The sequence below is a fragment of the Paraburkholderia youngii genome (assembly GCF_013366925.1).
Classification (GTDB): domain Bacteria; phylum Pseudomonadota; class Gammaproteobacteria; order Burkholderiales; family Burkholderiaceae; genus Paraburkholderia; species Paraburkholderia youngii.
This window is the reverse complement of record NZ_JAALDK010000001.1, coordinates 4,944,344-4,965,754: the sequence shown is the minus strand read 5'-3', so window position 1 is coordinate 4,965,754 and position 21,411 is coordinate 4,944,344. Positions and strand designations below refer to the sequence as shown.

Here is a 21,411-nt window from a genome sequence, read left to right as displayed (position 1 = left end):
CAACTGCGGGACTGAAGTTCGCAGCGCGGTGCCCACGATTTTCATCAGCCACGCCAGCGCGAATAACGCTCTCGCGCTCGCGATCGGACACTGGCTTGCCGATAACGGCTGGGATGATTACTTCCTGGACCTCGAGCCGGTCGAGGGGTTGGCTGCTGGGGAACGCTGGCAGGAAGCGCTCAAGTCTGCGGCCGACCGCTGCGAGGCCGTGCTGTTTCTGATTTCGCCCGCATGGTGCGACTCTCGCTCGTGCCTGGCTCAGTTAACCTTTGCCAGATTCCTGGGCAAGACAATCTTCGGTGTGCTCGTCGAGGCGACGCCGATCGACGCCTTGCCGAAAGAATTGACGGCGCAATGGCAGGTCTGTGACCTCACCGCCGGGACCCAACGCCAGAGCTTCCGGGTCTCGCATGACCCGCTCGTTTCGGCAACTGAAGTCTCTTTCGCCAAAGCGGGGCTTGCCCGGCTCGAGCTTGGGCTGCGGCGAGCCGGCTCCGCTCCGTCGGGCTTTCCGTGGCCGCCGGCTAACGATGCCGAGCGCCCCCCTTATCCGGGACTGAGAGCGCTGGAGGCCGAGGATGCGGCCGTGTTCTTTGGCCGGGACACGGCGGTATTGCGCGGGCTCGATACGCTACGCAGCGTCCGCAAGCAGGGGATCGAGCGGATGTTGGTCATCCTCGGCGCATCCGGAGCGGGCAAGTCGTCCTTTGTGCGGGCCGGCCTGTGGCCGCGCCTGAAGCGCGATGACCGAAACTTTTTGCCGCTTCCAGTGATCCGTCCGGAGCGGGCTGTTGTTACTGGCGCCACCGGACTCGTCGTCAGTATCGAGCTGGCCTTTCTGGAACTCGCGGTACTCAGGACGCGCGCCGAGATCCGCCAGGCAGTTCAGACTCCTGATGGATTTGAGCAATTGCTTGGCCAGCTTCAAACGCTGCACTGCTCGCGGCTCGCGTCAGATGCCGTTGTGCCGACCGTTCTTGTCTGCGTCGACCAGGGCGAGGAATTATTCAGCGCGGAAGGCGAAGAGGAGTCTTCGCACTTCCTGTCCCTGCTTGCGAGGACGCTCGCCACGGCGGAACACGCGGGAATGCAGACGATCGGCAAACGGCAGCGTGCGCTTGCGGTCGTGGCGATCCGCACAGACGCTTACGAGCAATTGCAGAGCGCGCCAACGCTGCGCGGCGTACCACCGCGTGTCTTCAGTCTCCCTCCATTGGAGCGCGCGGAATTCAAGGCGGTGATCGAGGGTCCTGCCGCGCGGGCTACCGCCGCCGGGCGGAAGCTGACGATCGAGCCAGCGCTGACCGAGCGGCTTCTTCGGGATACTGAAGGGGCAGACGCATTGCCCTTGCTGGCCTTTACGCTCGAGCGGCTATTTACCGACTATGGCGCCACCGGAAACTTCAGCGTAGCCGACTATCAGGCGATCGGGGGTATGCGCGGTTCCATCGAGGCCGCGGTCGAATCGGCATTTGCCGATCCCGGACGGGAGCCCGCCGTTCCAGCAGATAAGGCCGCGCGCGAGCGCCTGCTGCGCGAGGGCTTGATCCCATGGCTCGCGCACGTCGAACCGCTGACGCAACAGCGCAAGCGCCGCGGGGCACGCTGGGATGAGCTTCCCGAATCCGCCCATGCCGTCCTGAAGCGTCTCATCCGGTATCGACTGCTATTGCAAGACCGGCGCAAGGCCGAAGCTAGCAATGAGGAAACCACCATCATTGAAATCGCGCACGAGGCGTTGTTACGGCAGTGGCCTGTCCTTGCCGCCTGGCTCGACGCGGACGCGGATGCGCTCAAGACAGTCGCAACCGTGCAGCGAGCGGCGCAGGAGTGGCAAAAGCACGGGCAGGGGACGGCCTGGCTGGCCCACGCCGGCGAGCGGCTGACCAGCGCGGAAGCGATCCTGCAGCGTTCGGACTTCGAACGAATGCTGGGCACGGATGACCTCTCCTATTTGCGGGCTTGCCGCGGGCGCGAGGAGCGCGAGTCGCAGTTGCAGCGAATCGCTCACACACGGACAGCGTCCACGCAGCGACTCATCCAGGTACTGATGGGCGTAATCGCGTTCATTCTGATTGCGACAGGGGGGTGGATCATTCATCAGACCCGGACGGTCGCACGCCAGACTTCCGTTGTGTTGGCGTCGGCCGCGACGCTGGCGAACGACGCGGGAATCTACGATCGCGCAATGCGCTTCGCGATACTGGCGGTGCGCAAGAGTTGGCTCTCGCCGGGATCGGTTGACGCAGAGCTGGAGCTCATGCGCGGCGCGCAGGCATCAATGCAAATTGCGTTGCTCGGCGGGCATCAGGATGCGGTCGATTCCGCCGTATTCAGCCCCGACGGTAAGCGGGTGGTGACCGCGTCCTGGGATGGGACCGCGCGGGTATGGGACGCGGCTACCGGCAAACAGATCGTGCAGCTCAGCGGACATCAGGGGCTGATTTATTCCGCCGCCTTCGGCCCGGACGGCCGGCGCGTGGTGACCGCCTCGGCGGACAGAACCGCGCGAGTGTGGGACGCGGCTACGGGCAAACAGATCGTGCAGTTCAGCGGGCATCGGGATCTGGTTTATTCCGCCGCCTTCGGCCCGGACGGCCGGCGCGTGGTGACCGCCTCGGCGGACAGGACCGCGCGGGTGTGGGACGCTGCTGCGGGCAAACAGATCGTGCAGCTCAACGGGCATCAGGGGCCGGTTTTCTCCGCGGCCTTCAGCCCGGACGGCCGGCGCGTGGTGACCGCGTCCGCGGACAGGACTGCGCGGGTTTGGGATGCGGCGACCGGCCAGGTGATCGCGCAGCTCAGCGGGCATCGGGAACTGGTGAGCTCCGCGGCCTTCAGCGCGGATGGCCGGCGCGTGGTGACCGCGTCCGATGACAAAACCGCGCGGGTTTGGGATGCGGCGACCGGCCACGTGATCGCGCAGCTCGCCGGGCATCAGGGACCGGTTTTCTCCGCGGCCTTCAGCCCGGACGGCCGGCGCGTGGTGACCGCGTCCGATGACAAAACCGCGCGGGTGTGGGATGCGGCGACCGGCCACGTGATCACGCAGCTCACCGGACATCAGGGACCGGTCAGCTCCGCCGCCTTTAGCCCGGACGGCCTGCGTGTGGTGACCGCCTCCGATGACAAGACTGCGCGGGTGTGGGATGCGGCGACCGGACAGACGATCGTGCAGCTCATCGGACATCAGGGGCCGGTGAACGTCGCCGTCTTCAGCCTGGACGGTCAGCGGGTGTTGACTGCATCCCGTGACAGGACAGCGCGCGCGTGGGACGCGGGGAAGGGGATCTTGCTGCTCAGCGGACATCAGGAGCCAGTCGTTTTCGCCGCCTTCAGCCCGGACGGTCAGCGGGTGGTGACGGCGTCCCGTGACAGGACTGCGCGGGTGTGGGACGTCGCCACGGGCAAGCAGATTGCGCTGCTCAGCGGGCATCAGGGGTGGGTTGACTCCGCTGCGTTCAGCCCTGACGGCCGGCGGATAGTGACCGCGTCCGCGGATCAGACCGCGTGGCTGTGGGATGCGGCCGCGGGCAAACAGATCGCCCAGCTTAGCGGGCATCACGGGGCAGTTTTTTCCGCCGCCTTCAGCCCGGACGGCCAGCGGGTGGCGACGGCGTCCGCGGATGGGACCGCGCGAGTGTGGGACGCGGCCACGGGCAAACAGATCTTGCTGCTCAGCGGGCATCAGGAGCCGGTTGATTCCGTCGCCTATAGTCCGGACGGCCAGCGGGTGGTGACTGCGTCCTGGGATGGGACCGCGCGGGTGTGGGACGCGGCCACCGGCAAACAGATCGTGGTGCTCAGCGGCCATCGCGGCACCGTTTTTTCCGCCGCCTTCAGCCCGGACGGACGGCGCGTGGTGACCGCGTCCGCGGATGGGACCGCGCGGGTGTGGGACGCGGCGACGGGCAAACAGATCGGCCAGTTCAGCGGGCATCAGGGGGCAGTGGGTTCCGCCGCCTTCAGCCCGGACGGCCAGCGGGTAGTGACCGCGTCCGCGGATCAGAACGCGCGAGTATGGGACGCGGCGACTGGCCTGGTGATCGCGCAACTCACCGGGCACCTGGGAGCCGTGAGCTCCGCTGCCTTCAGCCCGGACGGCCAGCGGGTGGTGACCGCGTCCGCGGATCAGACCGCGCGGGTGTGGCCTATCCGATGGCTTATGCAGAATCGAGGGCGGAGCCTGGCGATGGCGGTGTGCAAGGAAAGGCTTGTGGGAGCAAACTTGCTCACAACCGGTGATGGAGCCGCCCTTTCTCTCGTACGCGGGCGCCGGGACGAAAACGTATGTGGATCCTGATTTGCCGACCGGACGACAGGAGCATCGAATGAAGCCGACACGCAACGCCGATTCCGTCCCAGGCGAGTGGTACATCGACACAGCGTGCATCAATTGCGGTGCATCGCGTCACGTCGCGCCGGGGCTGATTGTCGAACGAAACGACAAGAGTGTCTTCTTGCGGCAGCCCGTTACGCCCGAAGAGCACGTCGACGCATGGCGTGCGGTGCTCGTGTGTCCTACGGCGTCGGTACGGAGTGAAACGACGCAGCCTCGTCCGGGTGCCGCGATCTTTCCACAGCCGATCACGTCGGCTGTATGGCGCTGCGGATTTAACGCGCGGTCGTCGTTTGGCGCGCACTCTTACTTTGCGAGGCGTCCGGACGGCAATCTGATGATCGACTCACCGCGCTACGCGGCGGAACTCGTGAAATGGTTTGATGAGAACGGTGGCATCGCGCACATCCTTCTATCGCATCGTGACGACGTCGCGGACGCAGATAAATACGCTCGTCATTTCGGCGCGCGCGTCTGGATTCACCGGGAAGACATGTCGGCCGCGCCTTATGCAACGGACCTGCTCGACGATGGATCGGCAACGGACATTGCGGTCGGCGTAAGCGCGATCCCTGTCCCCGGGCACACGCGCGGCAGCGTCGTGTACCTGCTCGACGACAGCGTGTTGTTCTCGGGTGATTCGCTCGCGTGGAGCCCGCGCGTGGGGGACCTCGTCGCGTTCAGGGACGCGTGCTGGTATTCATGGTCTGAGCTCACCGAATCGCTTGGCAAGCTAGCCGCGTATCGCTTCGACTGGTTGCTTCCTGGTCACGGCTGGCCCACGCACTTGCCGGCCGATGAAATGCGCGCCCGCTTGCTCGCGTTGGTTGTTCGCATGCGGAGGGATTGATGTTGACGGGCTTTCGTGGCGAGATCGGCGCATGTGCCGCAATGCAGGTGGGGCTGAGAGCGTGGCCTGGCGCTCCGGAAGCCCAGCTGTGAATAACAAAAAACCCCGTAAGACTTTGATCTTACGGGGTTTCTCGAACTACTTCGGCTTACGCCGGAACAACTTGTGGTGCCAGGAGAGGACTCGAATTAAACACATAACCGATTGAAAAATAACAAGAAACATGGTTAAAAGAACGGCGGTATACGTACCTGTATACGCAAAAAACTTGGACGTTAGCGGCGCGTTGGGGCTCTCGTGGGACCAATATTCGCTCGGGACGACGCTACCCTAGATTCTCCGAAGAGCGAAACCAGTGACCTAAGACGGCCTTTTGGCGGCTCGCTCTGGGACATTGCGCCTCGTACAAACTGCAGTCGTCCCCAATTGATGACAATCAGGTTTTGCTGAGTCGTCCGCACCCGCTCAAGCAACCATTAAGCCAGACCACGCCATCGTTCAAGAAATTCGCATTATGAGGAGTCGATACACTATTGGCTCCCGCTATTGGGCAGATGAAACCGAGCAAACTAAGCTGAAGTATTGTTTGATGCGGCTTGTCCTTTCGGGTGGCTTTCAGTCATGGCGAGCGCTACATGCGAACTGGGTTTTCTCTGTCCCAAATGCAGTGTTCCGATGGAAGACTGCTGGGAAATCCTCGCCGCAGGTGAGGTTCACCGCCTCACTTGTCAGTGCTGCGGCGCCGTGTTTAACGGTTTGATCATGGAGTGTGATGCGTGTGGGTCCGAGGACTTTATCTCTAGTACGTCAGAAATCGATGCTGAAGGGATTGCCTGCTCCTCCTGTGGTCATCGCAATCTCCGTGACGGAGTCGATGATGAAGAGCCTTATTTTTGAGCGCGGGCTCCTTATCGGCGGAGAGCGGGTTGTGCTCAGTCTTTTTAGGGCTCCCCGGGGGTTCGTTCTGGAGCGACGACTGATTGAAAGAGATCAATCGACATTCGTCCAGGTGCTTCCCATAACGGTTCCGTACGATGTCCAACGATTCGCCGTTGCAGATAACTATTCGAAAGAACTCGCCCCGTTGTATTACGAGGTTCGGCGTCAACTTCTAGAAAGTCGCACGCTCGGATAGCTGGAGAGATCGGGAAGGGATAGAGGCGGAAGAGATGGCCACCCAACTGACGCCCCCAGACCTAAGCGTCCTTTTTGAAAGGCTCATCACCGCCAGCGGCGATTGCGAATTGGCCGATTACGTGAAGGCCATAGTCAGCGCACTGGGCGGAGAGTCGTACGTCTTCGTTGCCATTTACCCCGGAGTGTCGACGGCGGCCCGTCCTACGCATCGTTTTTTGATCGGCTGCAGCCCCGAATGGTGCCAGATGTACAACACCAATAAGTGGTATATGACCGATCCATTTTTGGAGTACGCGCGAAGCAACACTGCACCAATCACAGGTTCGGAGATTGCGCTCGAGACGCAAGGCCAGTGTGAAATGCTTGCAGCCGCGAGTGAACATGGCTTCAGAAGTGGAATCGTCGTTCCCGTCCACACGAGCGTTTCAGACCGTCTGGGCGTTCTGTACATCGGTTCCGACGATAGCCAGGAAATCGGGGAAAAAAAGCTCGCTGCACATCGGTTGTACTTCAGGGCGCTCGCCTCGGAGCTACTGGATTGGTTCAATCGAGTCTCAAAGCGCGAGCTGGTTGAGGCGCATGGAATTACCGAAATGGATCTTCGTGTAATGGGCTACTTGAAGATGGGATTTACTGCTGAAGATATTGCTCGCGAATTAGATGTTTCTATTCAGACGGTCTACGGAAATTTTAAAAAGATAAAAGACAAGATTGGGGTTTCTCATATTTCGGAAGCGGTTAAGTTCGCTCAGGTAAATGACCTTCTGGCGTAACTCGTATAGCGCATTTTGGTTATCACTAACTTTGCCGATAGCCGCGGCTGGTCTGTTCCTTATCGGACAACCGTGGGTGTTCGCGATGATCGTCCTTCTTCTTGTTCCTATGCTGGACGCGGCGATAGGTCGTGGTGCTCCGGGAGCGGGGAAAGTCTTCGATAAAACAACTGAGGATCAGGTGCCGTGTTGGTTCGCGGTCGCGTGGATGGTCGCGATGGGAGTCGGCGCATGGCGCGCAAGCATGTCGTCTTGGATAGAGTTGATCGGACTTGCGACAGCTTGCGGATTACTCAGCGCGACCGCGATGGCGCACCTTCATGAACTTGCGCATCGACCGAATAGATTCTGGAGGGAGACAAGTGACATCGCATTCGCCGTCGCCGGCTATCCTCACTATCGATTCGCACATCAACTACATCATCAACACGTGGGAAATCCGAAGTTCGGTTCGGCGGCGCCGTTGGGAACGTCGGCGTGGCGCCATGCCGGTAGATCCTACACGGCTGCCTTTACCTCTTCACTCTCTCCGCAGTCATATCGTGACGGGAAGGTACCGTTGAGTTTGTTTAGAAATCTAGTTTTCTCCTCCTCTCTACTGGTCATAGCAGCGGTTCTGCAAGGTCGAGTTGCAATCTTCTATATTGGCTATTCCATTGTTAGCATCTTTGTTGTCGAAACAGTGGGGTATAATCCAGCATTACGGTATCGCCACGGATTCCTCCCATCCCACGATAACAGCTTGGGACGTCGACTTCTGGCTGTCGAACTGTCTGCTTGTCAATAACGGATTTCACAACGCTCACCATCGCGAAAGTGAGGTGAGATATTTGAATCTCAGTTCGCAAGGCGTCGCTATGCCCGCAGGCTACTTTCAGATGCTTTGGTTAGCGCTGTTTCCGCCGGCTTGGTACTACCTAATGGATCGACGCGCAAAGATCTTACTCACGCATCAATGACGTCGGCGTCTCGCTCTCAGAAATCAAACGCTTTGCGACCGTAGCAAGATATGATGAATCTAATGTCTCAAGTTCGACTTCTATAGGACAGCCGCTACGCGAGTAGTTTTTTTTCGTGGAGCGCGCGTATGCAGGATCATAATAATCGAGCATGATGCTCTCGAACAAGGCGACGATTTCATGTCGCTCAGCTAGCGACACCCATTTTTGTAGGGTTGCGCCGCTTATGAGGGCTTTTAGATAGCTTAGGCGGGCGACTAGACCCTCAGGGTCTTTTTCGAAGTGGGGATACTCGCGACGCCACATTTCGATTCGCTCGTGCATTGGCGTTTTGACCGAAAACAAACGTCCCTCATGCATTCGATCGAACAGCGCAGTAGGCAATTGGACTTGCCCAATACGTTTGCTCTCGCCTTCAATCCAGACGCGTTTCGAAGAGTCCAGCCGATAAAGCTCGGCAAGCAACATGCTGTCGAATAGCTTCTGAGTGGGTTGTTGTCGTCCGGGAATTGCCCCAATGATCGATCCTCGGTGCGAGGCGAGGGCTTCGAGGTCGATGATCTGTGCACCAGACTCTCTCAAAGCAATCAACAAACGCGTCTTCCCGCATCCTGTGGGACCGGAAAGCACATTGAACTGCAAGCGGGAAGGGATCTCTCCAAGAGTTTCACGAACCCAGCTCCGATATCCTTTCCAACCCTTCGGGAGCCGTTCGACCTTGTAGCCAATTGTTTCTAAGGTGTCTGCCCAAAGCTTGCTTCGTTTCCCACCCCGGAAGCAATAAACCAGAATTGACATTTTTCGACTTGGCCGAAAATACGGAAGCTCGAGGTGCCGCGCAATGTTTTTTAAAGAATAGGCGACGCCGATCTGATACGCGCGCATAGGATCGGTTCGATGCGTAGTACCGACTTCGGCGTACTCATCATCGAATACAACGGGCAGATTTATCGCGCCTGGCAAATGGTCTTCGGCGAACTCACGCGGGCTCCTCGCATCAATCACCAGGTCAAACTTCTTCAAAGCATCCACGTCGTACATGTTTTGCCTCAGGTATCACATTGACGGTTAAAAGTCAATGTAGTTTGGTATGGTGCCGATCCCTCAGCCAGCGAACTAGACTTTTTCTTGCCGCGCTGCGTCCGACAACAGGTGCTGCCAGGCCAGCTCGTACGATCGTTCTACTACTGACCGGCCGTCAGAGTGTCATGTCTGACTTCAGGATACGCCGCCCCAACGGGGCGCTGTAGTATCGAATGAGGGAATTGCGGGAGTTGCAGGTCAACGCTAAGGGACCGTGCTGCACATTTGGATCGGCTGGACGATCGATTTCGCCGTCCGGTTTGATTTGTGGCAAGTAACGGGGAACTGATGCGGCAGAACGCTGCAGGCGATGAGGACGATCATGGATCACTCAGAGAACCCATGTCAGCCAGCAGGAGCGCGCGACGATAGCACCGTAGCGCTTGCTCCAAATTCACTGCAGAGGCGCGTCGAGCAGGCCGAGGCTGACGTTCGCCGGCTAACGGAGCAATTGAGAGGGAAGGAGCGACAACTGAGCGATATGGGAAAGGCGTTGCTTCGTACGGTGGCCGTGCATCATGCGATAGAAGAGCGACAGGAGCAGGAGCTCGAGTCGTTGCGTGCGATGGCCCCATCATGGAGGACGTTGCAATGCGCCTGCGAGGAGCAGGCGGAGCATTCTTGCGGGATCACCGTTCGGCTGCCGTTTATTACCGAGATTCTTTCCGGAATGTTTGATGTCATGCAAATTTTCTGGTCCGACTATGACGAGAACAACCCGCCCAAGTCGTCCGTCGTAGCGCGGGCGATCGACGAACGGTTGAATCTGAAAGCTCAACCCGACGGCGAGGCGTCTCGAAGCGCGCAGACGTATGCGTCCGCAATCCGACCTGATTGGCTGAAGGAGACTGCTGGCAGCCGATACTCGCGGTCGCGGTCCTGACGGGGTGTCCTGACGGTAAGACGGACTTCCCCGTCTGTGCTCCCTGTTGCTTGAATCGGATCTGTGCCGGACAGATCCGCACAAAGCCAGGAGGACGGAAGTCATGTCGGATTCGATACGTGTGGCAGGCGCGGTCCTGCGTCGCAAACAGGTTGAGCAGGTCGTCGGCCTGTCGCGTTCCACCATCTATCAGCGCATCAAGGATGGAACGTTCCCGAGGCCAGTATCGCTGGGCGGGCGAATGGTCGGCTGGCGAGCGTCGGACATCGAGACGTTTTTGGTCAATCCAGCCGGATACCGCGTGGCGGCCAGTCCGTTCGACAGGGCGCATGATGATGATTGATCCATCCCGTGCGTCGCTGCAATCCCGTCTCGACAACTGGGCCAATGCGTCACGTGGCGCCTACAATCCGATCGACGCAGCTAGGATCGAGGCGGCTTGGCGATGTCTTGGGCCTCGTCACAAGGAATTGCTTCGTATGGTGTTCTTGTGGCACGCGGGTCGCGAAGTGGTCTGTCGCCGCCTCAAAATTCCTCGTTATCCGCGCAGTCTTTACGAACTGGAGCTCGCCGCAGCCGAGCACGCGCTTGCCCGTCTGCTGGAGAAGAAACGGCCGTAAAATTTTTCCGGAATTCGCCGGATACCCCCGGAACCTGACGGACGACAGTGCGGAAATGCCGGCGATTTCGACGCTTGCCTCTCTGCAAAATCGCACCTAGAGTGCAGTCAACAACCTGTTCCGGTCGACGCGCAAACGCACGACCGAGTACGCGCCAGCGGCTCCGATGTCCCGATGTATGTGTGTGGGCGTAGTGGTCGCGATGCGAGTCAAGCCTGTGAACCCTGCGGTCTCAGGCCTTTCTGTTTTCTGCTGATCCCCCTTGAACCCGCGGCGTGCCTCCCCGGCCCCGCGGGTTTCTTTTCCCGCGCACATCCGTGTCGGTACGTCGGTGCGCGACGGATTGAATCGATGGAAGGTGGATCATGAAGATGGATCGTTTCGTTCTCTGGTGTCGTGAACCGCGCGCGATGCGCGGTATTGCGCGGCGCTGGTCGCTCGCGCTGGCACTGCTCGCCGGCACCTCGGTTTTCACGCCGGGCGTGGCGCATGCGGACGACTGGGGTTGCCAGGTAGTGCTCTGCCTATCGAATCCCGGCGGTCCCGAGCAGTATGGCGAATGCGTGCCGCCGATCGAGAAGCTATGGCGCGCGCTGCGGCACGGCGACCCATTTCCGACGTGCGAGTTCGGTGCAGGCGGGGCGCACGGTACGTCCGCCACCAATACGTTCGCGAGCGGCGGTTATTGTCGCGAAGACCTGCTGCTTTGGGGTGGTCCGGAACAGAGCGAACTGCTGTGTCGGGCAACGGGCGCCATCAACGTCACTTTCGACAACCAGCTCTATACACGTGTCTGGTGGGACGTTGGTGGACAGGGGCCCACGATCACTGAATTCTATGGGGCAGGCAGTACGCAAGCGCCTTATGACCCGACGCAGTCCGCAGCGCTCTTCCAGCAGCGCATCGACCAGCAGTGGGATCGCTTCGGCGGGGGAAACTGATCATGTCCCTTGACTTCATGGCACTCGCGCAGCAGTGCGCGCCGCAGATCGCGCCGGTCACGATGGCCGCGATCGTGCGCACTGAATCCGGATTCAATCCCTATGCGATCGGCGTGGTGCATGGCCGGTTGCTGCGGCAACCATCGAATGCCGCCGAAGCGGTGGCAGCGGCACGCGCGCTGGAGACGACGGGTTGGAACTTCAGCGTCGGACTCGCCCAGGTGAATCGCGCGAACTGGCCAGACTACGGGCTGACTGCCGAGAACGCTTTCGAGCCGTGCCGCAACCTGGCGGCGGCCGCCGCGATCCTTCAAGACTGCTTCGCGACGGCGCGGAGCCGGCGGGTCCATGCAGATTCCGATTCTCAGTCCGATGTACAGGGGGCGTTGCGCGCGAGCCTGTCCTGCTACGCGAGCGGCAATTTTTCGACCGGCTACCGGACGGGGTATGTACAGCGCGTCATGGACAACGCGGCGGGTCAGTTGCCATTGCCGCCTGGCGTGCCGGCGATCATCCCTATCCCGGTCGTGCCGGTCGATTCTGCGACGCCGGTTCGCCCCCCCCTTTCCCCAGCTGTCATTCGACAGCTATCGCGGCAGGACCGCAATGGAGAGACTGCCACATCACCGGTTAAGGATCAGCGGCGAGAACCGGATGGCAGTGCGGTGGTGTTCTAGCCCGTCATTTTTAAGAATCAGATATTGATCGATCGAACTGGAGCCGGCCATGTGCTTAGGAATACTTTGTAAATCACAAAAGTTCGGTATGTGGACGAGGCGGTGGCTGTCCGGCCGAACGGCGGAGCGCGGAATCGCGATCGCCACTTCGTCCCTGACGTTCGCGGTGCCGGCATGGGCGCAGCTCTCCCAGGTCAATACGCTGCTGAGCACGATCCAGACGACGTTGCTGGGCGTGGGGGGCGTGATCTGCTCGATCTCCATCATCTGGGCGGGCTTCCGGATGATGTTCCAGCACGCCCGGTTCGGCGATATCGCGAACGTGTTCATCGGCGGACTCTTCGTCGGCTGCGCGACCGTCATCGCTAGCATGTTGATTCCGGCAGGCTGATCCAGGAGCGCCGAACCATGAACCCGCTCAAGGATCCCGTATTCAAGGGCTGCACGCGTCCCGCAATGCTCTGGGGCGTGCCACTTGTGCCGTTCCTGATGGTCGGCGGCGGCATGCTGATTCCGGCCATCTGGGCACTGCTCGCGAGCCCGCCACTGGGTGTCGCAATCCTCCTCCTGATAATCCCGGTGTTCGTCGTGATGCGGGTGATCACACGCCACGACGATCAGCGTCTCGCGCAGTACATGCTGCGCCTGCGTATGGTGCTGCGTCAGGGCAACCGCCGCTTTTGGGGCGTGCATGCCTACGTGCCGGTCCGCCTGAAGAGGAGGGCGTGACATGCCGGCCGAACCGCAACTCGTGTCCGTTGCGAACCGGGAAGTGCCGCTCGCCGGTTATATCCCGTACTCGACGCACGTGAGCGACCACATCATCAAGACGCGCGAAGGTGACTACCTGCAGGTCTGGAAGATCGCAGGCATCGCGTTCGAGGCAGCCGATCCCGCCGATATCCTTGCGCGGCACGACGGCCTCAACCAGTTCGTGCGTGGGCTCGCGGGAGGGCATGTGGCGGTGTGGTCGCATCGCCTGCGCCGGCGCGTGTCGGACCGCTTCCCGACGGAATACCGCAACCGCTTCTGCGAGGAGCTGGCCACGCGCTACTACGCGAGTTTCGCAGGCTACCGGATGATGGCCAACGAGCTGTACCTGACGGTGGTCTACCGGCCGAACCGCACCCGGCTCGGACGCGTATTCAGTCGCGCCGCGCGTCGTACGCGCGACGATATCCGGCGCGACCAGTTGGACGCGCTGAAGGTCATGGCCGAACTGGCCGCCCTGGTCGAGTCGAGCCTCAAGCCCTACGATCCGGTCGCGCTTGGTGTCTATACGAGGCAAAGTCCCTTTATGCCGCGCCCGCGCCGCTATTCGTCGGCGCTGGAACTGCTCGGCTATCTGGTGAACGGCGTCTGGGAGCGGGAGCCCGTACCGTGCGGCCCGATCCGCGAGGCGCTGCCGACGTCGCGCCTCTTCGTCGGGGCCGAAAAGGTCGAGGTTCGCATGCCGGTCGAGACCCGCTTCGCCGCGATGCTCGACCTGAAGGATTACACGGAAGACACCGAGCCGGGCATGCTCAATGGTCTGCTGTATGGCGACTTCGAGTACGTCGAGACGCAGTCTTTTACGATCCTCGACCGGCCCAGTGCGAAGGAGGCGCTGGAGCGGCAACGCAACCAGCTCATCGCGGGAGAGGACGTCGCCGTGTCCCAGGTCACGGCGATCGATCAGGCGCTCGACGATCTGATCAACGGCGATTTCGTTCTCGGCGAATACCACTATTCGCTGGCCGTGCTCGGCGACACGCTGGATGAGGTATCTCGAAGCGTCGCGAAGGCCCGCACGCAACTCGCCGACGCCGGCTTTCAGACGGCACTGATTGACCTCGTCGCCGATGCGGCCTGGTTTGCCCAGCTACCGGCGAACTGGCGTTACCGGCCGCGCGAGACGAAGCTCACCTCGCGCAATTTCTGCGGCCTGTCGAGCCTGCACAACTTCGCGACGGGAAAGCGCGACGGCAATCCGTGGGGCGAGGCGATCACGATCGTCAAGACGCCCAGCGGGCAGCCGCTCTATCTGAACTTCCACGCGACATCCGACAAGCAGGACTCGCTCGACGAGAAGGCACTCGCCAACACCCAGATCATCGGCCGGGCCGGCGCGGGCAAGACCGTGCTCGAACTGTTCCTGCTCGCGATGGCGACGAAGTATGGCATCACGGCGGTGCTGTTCGACAAGGATCGCGGCACGGAGATCGCGATCCGCGCGATGGGCGGCACCTATACGGTGTTTCGCCGCGGCGAACCGACCGGCCTGAACCCGTTCCAGATGGCGCCCGGCGAACCGGTGATCGACTTCTGGGAGCGCCTCGTGCGCAAGCTCGTCGACATCGGCGAGCCGCTGTCCGCGCGCGACGAGCTCGACATCTCCCGCGCGGTGCGCGAAGTCGCGCGCATGGACAAGCCCCTGCGTCGTCTGTCGATGGTCCGGCAGCTCCTGCCGAACGTGGGCGAAAACAGCCTGCATGCGCGGCTCGCGAAATGGTGCGCGGGCGGGCGCCTGGGCTGGGTGCTCGACAACCCGACCGATCGCATCGATCTCGCCCACGCGACGCTGTTCGGCTTCGACGACACCGAACTGCTGGACGATGGCGAGGTGTCCACGCCCATCACGATGTACCTGCTGCACCGGACGGAGAACCTGATCGACGGGCGCCGCTTCATCTACGTGATGACCGAATTCTGGAAGCGCCTGGACGATCCGGTTTTCACGGACTTCGCGAAGAACAAGCAGAAGACGATCCGCAAGCAGAACGGGCTTGGGATTTTCGATACCCAGTCGCCGGCCGACGTGCTGCGCAGTGACATTGCGAGTGCGTTGATCGAGCAGAGCGCGACGTTCTTCTTCCTGCCGAACCCGCGCGCCGATTACGACGATTACGTGCGCGGTTACAAGCTGACCGAGGCCGAATTCAACATCGTGCGCAACCTCGGCGAGAACAGCCGCCTGTTTCTCGTCAAGCAGGGCCATCGCTCGGCCATCGGGCGGCTCGATCTCTCGGGCCTTGGGGATGTGCTCGACGTGCTGTCGGGCACGACCGACAACGTGGAACTGCTCGACACGATCCGTGCGCAGGTCGGCGACGCGCCACGAGACTGGTTGCCCATTTTCCATGAACAGCTTGCGAAACGCCGCGCGGCGCAGGCAAGTGCGCGCCCATCTCTGCTGTCGGGGCCGGGAGGTGTGCGATGAGTGGCCTCTTTACCGCTGTGGGCGGCACCCTCGAAAACGGCATGTCGACCTACGTGACGAACGTGTCGTCGGCGCTGTCCGGCGCGCTCGTGCCAGTTGTCACCACGGCTGGCACGATCTGGGTGTTGGCCTACGGTCTCGCGGTGGTGCGCGGCGAAGCGCACGAAGCCGTGCCGGCGTTCGCGTGGCGCGGGCTAAAGGTTGCGATCATGCTCGCGTTCGCACTGAGCGCCGGCATCTACCAGCAGCAGGTCGTCACCGCTGTCGACGGTGCGACGTCCGGAATCGCCCAGACGATCCAGAACGCGGCGAACACGACGGGCGGTGGCAATCCCGGCTGCGGCTCGGCCAACGGCAGCAGCGTGACGGGGCAGGGTGCAGCGACCGGCTTCTACCAGACGCTCGACTGCTACGACCAGCAGATCGATCTCGTGATGGACGCCTACTTCGACAAGGCGACGCACGAAGGAATCAGCCCGAGTGGCCTCGCCGCCGCGATAGGCGATTTTCTGTGTGGCCTGGTGGCCGCGCTCGGGGGCTCGATCTTCCTGATCGTTCTGGCTTTCGAGGTCGTGATGGCGAGGATGCTGCTCGATCTCGTGCTCGGGCTTGGGCCCATTTTCATCGCCTGCGCGGCGTTCGCGCCGACCGCGCGGTTTTTCGAGGCGTGGACCGCGAAGGTCGCCAATTACGCGTTGCTGCAGGTCCTCGTGGCCGCCTTCCTCGGTATGGCGCTCACCGCGTTCTCGGCTGATCTCACGTCGCTTCATGCGACGGGTAGCGCACCCGGCGCCGATGCATCGGTCCTCGTGCAAGCCATTTCCGCCTCCCTGGACGACAGCGCGGCGGCCGCCGCCGCGATTGGCCTCTTCGCGACCGGCGTGTTCCTCGCGATGGTCGGCTGGCAGTTGCCGTCCGTGGCGGCGGGCTTGTCGGGCGGCGCAACGCTATCGGGCTTTGGCGCATTCGTGGCGGGCTTGGCCTCGCGGAGTTTGGCGGTTGCGATCGGCCGGGCGATCAGCGGTAACGGGCGAGGGCCGCGCCCAGGCGGCGAAATTCGCGATCGGACGGGCTCAGGTGGTGGGCCAGGAGGCGGCGGTGCGACCCCGGTCTATCAGAGAGTCGCGCGCGCGAACCTCGGTCAGCAGGGACGTTGAAGCGGAGGAGACGATCATGAACGGACGATGCAGATGGATGAGCGCCGCATGCGTGTGGGCGGCAGGGTGCGTGGGTGCTTATGCGCAGGGTATCCCGGTCTATGACGCGCAGAACGTCTTACAGGCCATTGCATCGGTGGGCCAGCTCAAGCAGGAAGTGCAGCAGGAGATCCAGATCTACCAGTCGACGGTCGGCACGCGCGGTTTCGGCGCACTCCTGAGCAATCCGGTCGTGGCGAACTCGTTGCCCTCGAACTGGCAGAGCGTCTATACGGCGATCCAGAACGGCGGCTATGCGGGCCTGACAGGCAGCGCGCAGGCGCTGCGCTCGGCCAGCCAGATTTACAACTGTGAAGACCAGACCGGGATCGACCAGCAGGTATGCCAGCGCGCGCTCAACAAGCCCTATCAGGACAAGGCTTTCGGCCTGCAAGCCTACCAGACCGAGATGCAGGAGCTGGACCAGATCCAGGGCCTCGCGCGGCAGATCGACGTGACGCAGGACCAAAAAGGCATTGCGGAGTTGGAGGCGCGTATCCAGACCGAGTCCACGGCGGTCGGCAACGAGATGACGAAGCTGCAGCTCTTCCGGATGCTGGCCGAAACCGAGGACAAGCTCACGGCCGAGCAGCAGAGTGAACTGGTGCTGAGCCGGGCAGCCAAGACCAACCGGCTGCAGGACCAGATGGTGCCGGCGTCGTTCGGAAACTGAGATCACCATGTCCCTGCTGACCTCTTTTGCACTGGCTTGCTGCGTCGCCTGGAGCCTGGCTGCCTGCAGTAGCGGGCCGACGAAACCCGTGTTGCCGGACGGGCTGCATCGTGTGCCGGTCAACCGCGTGCCGCCGGTGCCCGATGTGCCAACTGCAGCACCAGCCACGGTACCGGCGGCTCCGGATCAGCACGCGTGCTCGGATGCCGGAGACCGGTCATGAGTGCGTCGCACGATTACGGGCGCGTGCTCGACATCGAGGTGTCGCTGACCCACCTGCAGGAGCGTTCCGAACGGCGCGCGTGGCATGTCGCCTATGCGGCGATCGGCGTCGCCGTGCTCAGCGCCACTGCGCTGGCGGTGATGGTGCCGTTCTATCGCGTGGTGCCGCTGCCCATCGAGGTCGATCGCCTGACGGGCGAATCCCAGGTGATCGACGTGCTCGATGCTCGCCACGTGCATACGAAGGAGATCCAGGACAAGCACTGGGTCGAAACCTATGTGCGCGCACGCGAGCGCTACGACTGGGGGCTGCTGCAGATGGACTACGACAGCGTCCTTGCGATGAGCGACGACGTGGTCGCTCGCGATTACCGCGGCATTTATAGCGGCCCCGATGCGCTGGACCGGCAGTTGGGGCCGGGCATCGAGCGGCGCATCCGGCTCCTCTCTATCACGCTGCCGCCCGACGAACCCGGTCATGCAGTCGTGCATGTCGAGCGCACATCGTTCAAAAACGGCGAGGCGCATGCCGAACCAACGCAGCGTTTCGTGATCACGCTGGCCTACACCTACCGGCCGCCCGTATTCACGCGCGAAAGCGTGGCGATTGCCAATCCGTTCGGTTTCAAGGTCACGGCCTACAGTCGCGACCCCGAATATACGCCGCCGGCTGCGGCCTCCGCCTCGAATGTCGGGGGCACGCCATGAGAACGCCTGCTTTAGTCGTGGTGCTCGTTGCGGTGTTGCGCTCAAGTACGACCTACGCGTTCGACCTGCCTGGATGGAACGACGACTCGCGCGTTCGCCAGGTGATCTATCGCGCGGACGACGTTGTGCGCATCGAGGCGCAGCGCGGTTTTGCCACGCACATCGCACTCGATTCCCATGAGCACATCCTGGTCGTCGCGCCAGGAGACCGGGACGGCTGGCAGGTGGTCGCCGACAAGGGCGATCACGACGTGTACCTGAAGCCGAAGCTCGCCGCGCACGACTCGAATCTCGAGATCCGTACCGACCGGCACAGCTACAGCTTCGATCTGGTGGTGCTCCCGCTCAAGGCCAGGTTCGGCAACGACCGTGAGATGTACCGCGTGACATTCGTCTATCCGGATGAGCTGGCGACGCAGGCACAGGGGGATTCGGATGCGGCGCGGGTCGCGAAGCGCCTGGCGCAGCTGCCCACCGTGCGCAACGCGCGGTACTCGATGCAGGTCATGCCGGACTCCGACGACATCGCACCGACTGCGGCATGGGACGACGGGCGCTTTACGTATCTGCGCATCCCGAACAACCGACGCATGCCGGCGATTTTCCGGGTGGCCGACGACGGCACGGAAAGCGTGGTCGACAGGCACGTCGAAGGCGGCACGATCGTCGTGCACGAGGTCGCGAAACGATTTGTGCTGCGGCTCGGCAATGAGGTCGTGGGCATCTGGAACGACGCCTACGACATGGACGGCGTGCCACCTCATGACGGCACGACGGTCAACGGGGTAAAACGCGTTCCGCGGAGTCACAATGATGAATGACGAACCCCCGCGCAATGTGATCGAACCCGACGATGCGCCCGGTTCGCTGCCTCGAAGTGGTCAGAACGAGGGGACATCGGGTGCTACTCGGGATCGCGGTATGCCCGCATTGGGTCAATACCGTGGTGCCCGCCCACGCGCCTGGTGGCTGACGCCGGTCGTGATCGTGGTGATGGTCGGCGCCGGCGCCGTCTGGACGGTGCATGGCTTTCTCGCGCGCCACGATGCCGAAGCGAAGGCCAGGCGCGACACGCTAACCGATACGTCTTCCCAAGGACGCGTGTTCAAGGATCTGCCTGCATCGTCGGTTGATCATGCGGCCTCGGCCCCGGTACCGCCGAGCGCGGTTGCGGCTCCCTCCGCGCCGGCGTCGGGTGCTGCCGCGCCTGCTCGCACCACACACGCGGTGCCAACCCGCAGCTACTTCGATGCGCCGCTGCTCGCAACGGGCGGTGGACAGGAGTCCGCGGGTGGGCTGCCAGACGGGATGGCGGGCGCGGCTTCCCCGGTTCCAGCCGCGGCGAGCGGTGGCGCCGGAGCGCTAACGCAAGGGCCGGCCGGCGGCGCGCTCGCCCAGGCGTTGACGCCAACCGTCACGCAGCGCGTTCGGGCCGGGACGCTGGGCAACCGGAGTCTAATGCTCGCGCAGGGCGCCAAGATCGACTGCGCGGGCGATACGGCGTTCGATTCGACCGAGGCCGGCATCTCGACGTGCACGGTGACGAAGAACGTATATTCGGACGATGGCCGTGTCGTGCTGATCGAGCGGGGTTCGCAGATCAACAGCCAATATCGCTCGAACCTGTCGCCAGGCCAGAAGCGGGTGTTCGTGCTGTCGGCCCGTATCGAGACGCCCCACGGCGTCACGGTCGAGATCGACTCGCCCGCGGCCGACGCGCTCGGTCGTATGGGCATCGACGGCTACGTGGACAACCACTGGCGCCAGCGCATCGGCGCAGCGATGCTGCTCGGCCTCACCCAGGACGCGATTGGCTATCTGTCGACACGCGGCGGCAACTCCAGTGGGTCGGTGGTGTATGAGAACACGCAGCAGCAGGGCAACGACATGGCCACGCGTGTGCTCGACAGCACGATCAACATTCCGCCGACGCTGACGCAGAACCAGGGCGCGGAGTTCACGATCGTCATCGCTCGCGATCTGGACTTCGGATCGGTGTATGCCCTGGAGCCGGAGGGCACGCGATGATGTCGCATACCCACCTGCCGGATGCATCTTGCGACCCGGTACTGGCCCGGCTGCCCGACGACGCATCGGTGTGCGAGCTGATGCGTCCATTCGCGCCGCTGCTCGACGATCCCGACGTGACGGAACTGGTGATCAACCGGCCGCAACGTGTGCTGACCGAGAACGCGCTTGGCTGGTATGGCCACGATTGCTACGAACTCGATTTCGACCGGTTGATGTCGTTCGCCGTGGCGGTGGCCACGCTGACCAGTCAGGAAATCTCGTCCCAGCATCCGATACTGTCGGCGCTGCTGCCGGGGGACGCGCGCATCCAGATCGTGGTACCGCCGGTCGTGCCGCCGCGCACGGTGTCGGTGACGATCCGTCGCCCGTCCGCACGCGAGAAGACGCTCGATGCGTACCGTGACGAGGGGCTGTTCGACGACACGGTCTGGCATCGTCCGGATGGGCTTGATTCAGCCTTGCCCGTATTGCGAGCCGAAGACCGCAGGCTGGTCCGATGCCTGGAAGAGCACGACTGGGGCACCTTCTTCGATGGGGCGGTCACGGGCCGGCTCAACATCGCGGTCGTCGGCAATACGGGATCCGGCAAGACCAGTTTCATGAAGACCCTGTGCCGCTCGATCCCGGCGACTGAGCGGATCGTGACAATCGAGGATGTCCGCGAGCTGTTCATCCGGCACATCGAGAACTGCGTCCACCTGCTGTACAGCAAGGGCGGCCACGGCCAGGCGCGCGTGACGCCCGCCGATCTGATAGCGAGCACGATGCGCATGCGCCCGGATCGCGTGTTGCTCGCCGAGTTGCGCGGCGCCGAAGCCTATGACTTCCTGAAGCTTCTGACGACCGGGCACGCGGGTTCGATCACCAGCTACCACGCGCCCAACGCGACGGTCGCGATCGAACGCTTCGCACTGATGGCGAAGGAACACCCGGAAACCACTGCCTGGGACGATGCCGCGCTCAAGCGCCTGCTGTTCCTGACCATCGATGTCGTCGCGCACTTGGATGCGCGCCCGGTCTTCAATGCAGCGGGCGAGCAGACCGGCAGGCAGTGGGGCATGACGGAAGTCTGGTTCGATCCGCTGCGCAAGACGCGCACCGCGTTCGTCTAGGGAGCGGC

19 protein-coding genes are annotated in these 21,411 nt (G+C 62.4%); 18 read left to right on the top strand and 1 reads right to left on the bottom strand.

The genetic code is table 11. The annotated features are described in order from the left end of the window. Positions 1 to 28: 28 nt before the first annotated feature. The 4 genes from G5S42_RS22775 (at position 29) to G5S42_RS45795 (ending at position 8,058) form a co-directional block, all read left to right on the top strand. Positions 29 to 4,303, top strand: a complete 4,275-nt coding sequence (locus G5S42_RS22775) for an nSTAND1 domain-containing NTPase (protein WP_312883598.1) — start codon at positions 29 to 31, stop codon at positions 4,301 to 4,303. 28 nt (positions 4,304 to 4,331) lie between these two features. Next, positions 4,332 to 5,189 carry an MBL fold metallo-hydrolase gene (locus G5S42_RS22770; protein ID WP_176108836.1) on the top strand — a complete coding sequence of 286 codons (858 nt, stop codon included), beginning with the start codon at positions 4,332 to 4,334 and terminating at the stop codon, positions 5,187 to 5,189. 1,169 nt (positions 5,190 to 6,358) lie between these two features. After that, complete coding sequence (locus tag G5S42_RS22765; RefSeq protein WP_176108835.1) at positions 6,359 to 7,099, top strand: helix-turn-helix transcriptional regulator; 741 nt, start codon at positions 6,359 to 6,361, stop codon at positions 7,097 to 7,099. 629 nt (positions 7,100 to 7,728) lie between these two features. Further along, complete coding sequence (locus G5S42_RS45795; RefSeq protein ID WP_176108834.1) at positions 7,729 to 8,058, top strand: fatty acid desaturase; 330 nt, start codon at positions 7,729 to 7,731, stop codon at positions 8,056 to 8,058. On the opposite strand, the gene mnmH is transcribed toward G5S42_RS45795, so the two are convergent. After that, complete coding sequence (gene mnmH, locus G5S42_RS22755) at positions 8,041 to 9,099, bottom strand: tRNA 2-selenouridine(34) synthase MnmH (protein WP_176108833.1); 1,059 nt, start codon at positions 9,097 to 9,099, stop codon at positions 8,041 to 8,043. The two genes, G5S42_RS45795 and mnmH, sit on opposite strands and share 18 nt — an antisense overlap. A gap of 364 nt (positions 9,100 to 9,463) precedes the next feature. On the opposite strand from mnmH, the gene G5S42_RS22750 reads away from it, so the two are divergent. The 14 genes from G5S42_RS22750 to virB11 all read left to right on the top strand — a co-directional run bounded on the left by G5S42_RS22750 (position 9,464) and on the right by virB11 (position 21,403). Then, the gene (locus G5S42_RS22750) at positions 9,464 to 10,024 is read left to right on the top strand and encodes a hypothetical protein (protein ID WP_176108832.1); all 561 of its coding nucleotides are present in this window, start codon (positions 9,464 to 9,466) and stop codon (positions 10,022 to 10,024) included. A 103-nt stretch (positions 10,025 to 10,127) separates the two neighbouring features. Continuing rightward, complete coding sequence (locus tag G5S42_RS22745; protein WP_129956349.1) at positions 10,128 to 10,367, top strand: helix-turn-helix transcriptional regulator; 240 nt, start codon at positions 10,128 to 10,130, stop codon at positions 10,365 to 10,367. After that, positions 10,354 to 10,644 (top strand): hypothetical protein, encoded by a 291-nt coding sequence (locus G5S42_RS22740; protein WP_312883597.1) that lies wholly within the window; start codon positions 10,354 to 10,356, stop codon positions 10,642 to 10,644. The genes G5S42_RS22745 and G5S42_RS22740 overlap by 14 nt, the downstream gene beginning before the upstream one ends. Positions 10,645 to 11,009: 365 nt before the next feature. Beyond that, positions 11,010 to 11,585, top strand: a complete 576-nt coding sequence (locus G5S42_RS22735) for a hypothetical protein (RefSeq protein WP_129956348.1) — start codon at positions 11,010 to 11,012, stop codon at positions 11,583 to 11,585. 17 nt (positions 11,586 to 11,602) lie between these two features. After that, entirely contained in the window at positions 11,603 to 12,262 is a 660-nt protein-coding gene (locus G5S42_RS22730; protein WP_376776884.1) for a lytic transglycosylase domain-containing protein, read from the top strand. Between the two features lie 88 nt (positions 12,263 to 12,350). Further along, a complete protein-coding gene (locus G5S42_RS22725) occupies positions 12,351 to 12,653 on the top strand; it encodes a TrbC/VirB2 family protein (protein WP_246392054.1) in 303 nt (100 codons plus the stop codon). 17 nt (positions 12,654 to 12,670) lie between these two features. Further along, positions 12,671 to 12,991, top strand: coding sequence for a VirB3 family type IV secretion system protein (locus G5S42_RS22720; RefSeq protein ID WP_176108830.1), 321 nt, complete (start codon positions 12,671 to 12,673; stop codon positions 12,989 to 12,991). A 1-nt stretch (position 12,992) separates the two neighbouring features. Then, complete coding sequence (locus G5S42_RS22715; protein ID WP_176108829.1) at positions 12,993 to 15,461, top strand: VirB4 family type IV secretion/conjugal transfer ATPase; 2,469 nt, start codon at positions 12,993 to 12,995, stop codon at positions 15,459 to 15,461. Beyond that, positions 15,458 to 16,618 carry a TrbL/VirB6 family protein gene (locus tag G5S42_RS22710; protein WP_176108828.1) on the top strand — a complete coding sequence of 387 codons (1,161 nt, stop codon included), beginning with the start codon at positions 15,458 to 15,460 and terminating at the stop codon, positions 16,616 to 16,618. Before G5S42_RS22715 ends, G5S42_RS22710 begins: the two co-directional genes overlap by 4 nt. A gap of 16 nt (positions 16,619 to 16,634) precedes the next feature. Continuing rightward, the gene (locus tag G5S42_RS22705; RefSeq protein ID WP_176108827.1) at positions 16,635 to 17,330 is read left to right on the top strand and encodes a TrbJ/VirB5 family protein; all 696 of its coding nucleotides are present in this window, start codon (positions 16,635 to 16,637) and stop codon (positions 17,328 to 17,330) included. Between the two features lie 219 nt (positions 17,331 to 17,549). Continuing rightward, positions 17,550 to 18,260: a VirB8 family type IV secretion system protein gene (locus tag G5S42_RS22700; protein WP_176108826.1), complete on the top strand. Its 711-nt coding sequence runs from the start codon at positions 17,550 to 17,552 to the stop codon at positions 18,258 to 18,260. Next, complete coding sequence (locus G5S42_RS22695) at positions 18,257 to 19,081, top strand: TrbG/VirB9 family P-type conjugative transfer protein (protein WP_176108825.1); 825 nt, start codon at positions 18,257 to 18,259, stop codon at positions 19,079 to 19,081. The genes G5S42_RS22700 and G5S42_RS22695 overlap by 4 nt, the downstream gene beginning before the upstream one ends. Next, positions 19,074 to 20,288, top strand: a complete 1,215-nt coding sequence (gene virB10, locus G5S42_RS22690) for a type IV secretion system protein VirB10 (protein WP_176108824.1) — start codon at positions 19,074 to 19,076, stop codon at positions 20,286 to 20,288. The genes G5S42_RS22695 and virB10 overlap by 8 nt, the downstream gene beginning before the upstream one ends. After that, the gene (gene virB11, locus G5S42_RS22685; RefSeq protein WP_176108823.1) at positions 20,285 to 21,403 is read left to right on the top strand and encodes a P-type DNA transfer ATPase VirB11; all 1,119 of its coding nucleotides are present in this window, start codon (positions 20,285 to 20,287) and stop codon (positions 21,401 to 21,403) included. The genes virB10 and virB11 overlap by 4 nt, the downstream gene beginning before the upstream one ends. The last annotated feature ends 8 nt before the right edge of the window (positions 21,404 to 21,411 follow it).

Bases quoted from the DNA above. Each gene is read 5' to 3' on its own strand.
- G5S42_RS22770 (WP_176108836.1), top strand. From the start codon at position 4,332: ATGAAGCCGACACGCAACGCCGATTCCGTCCCAGGCGAGTGGTACATC.
- G5S42_RS22765 (WP_176108835.1), top strand. From the start codon at position 6,359: ATGGCCACCCAACTGACGCCCCCAGACCTAAGCGTCCTTTTTGAAAGG.
- mnmH (WP_176108833.1), bottom strand. From the start codon at position 9,099: ATGTACGACGTGGATGCTTTGAAGAAGTTTGACCTGGTGATTGATGCG.
- G5S42_RS22750 (WP_176108832.1), top strand. From the start codon at position 9,464: ATGGATCACTCAGAGAACCCATGTCAGCCAGCAGGAGCGCGCGACGAT.
- G5S42_RS22745 (WP_129956349.1), top strand. From the start codon at position 10,128: ATGTCGGATTCGATACGTGTGGCAGGCGCGGTCCTGCGTCGCAAACAG.
- G5S42_RS22740 (WP_312883597.1), top strand. From the start codon at position 10,354: ATGATGATGATTGATCCATCCCGTGCGTCGCTGCAATCCCGTCTCGAC.
- G5S42_RS22735 (WP_129956348.1), top strand. From the start codon at position 11,010: ATGAAGATGGATCGTTTCGTTCTCTGGTGTCGTGAACCGCGCGCGATG.
- G5S42_RS22730 (WP_376776884.1), top strand. From the start codon at position 11,603: ATGGCACTCGCGCAGCAGTGCGCGCCGCAGATCGCGCCGGTCACGATG.
- G5S42_RS22725 (WP_246392054.1), top strand. From the start codon at position 12,351: ATGTGGACGAGGCGGTGGCTGTCCGGCCGAACGGCGGAGCGCGGAATC.
- G5S42_RS22720 (WP_176108830.1), top strand. From the start codon at position 12,671: ATGAACCCGCTCAAGGATCCCGTATTCAAGGGCTGCACGCGTCCCGCA.
- G5S42_RS22715 (WP_176108829.1), top strand. From the start codon at position 12,993: ATGCCGGCCGAACCGCAACTCGTGTCCGTTGCGAACCGGGAAGTGCCG.
- G5S42_RS22710 (WP_176108828.1), top strand. From the start codon at position 15,458: ATGAGTGGCCTCTTTACCGCTGTGGGCGGCACCCTCGAAAACGGCATG.
- G5S42_RS22705 (WP_176108827.1), top strand. From the start codon at position 16,635: ATGAACGGACGATGCAGATGGATGAGCGCCGCATGCGTGTGGGCGGCA.
- G5S42_RS22700 (WP_176108826.1), top strand. From the start codon at position 17,550: ATGAGTGCGTCGCACGATTACGGGCGCGTGCTCGACATCGAGGTGTCG.
- G5S42_RS22695 (WP_176108825.1), top strand. From the start codon at position 18,257: ATGAGAACGCCTGCTTTAGTCGTGGTGCTCGTTGCGGTGTTGCGCTCA.
- virB10 (WP_176108824.1), top strand. From the start codon at position 19,074: ATGAATGACGAACCCCCGCGCAATGTGATCGAACCCGACGATGCGCCC.
- virB11 (WP_176108823.1), top strand. From the start codon at position 20,285: ATGATGTCGCATACCCACCTGCCGGATGCATCTTGCGACCCGGTACTG.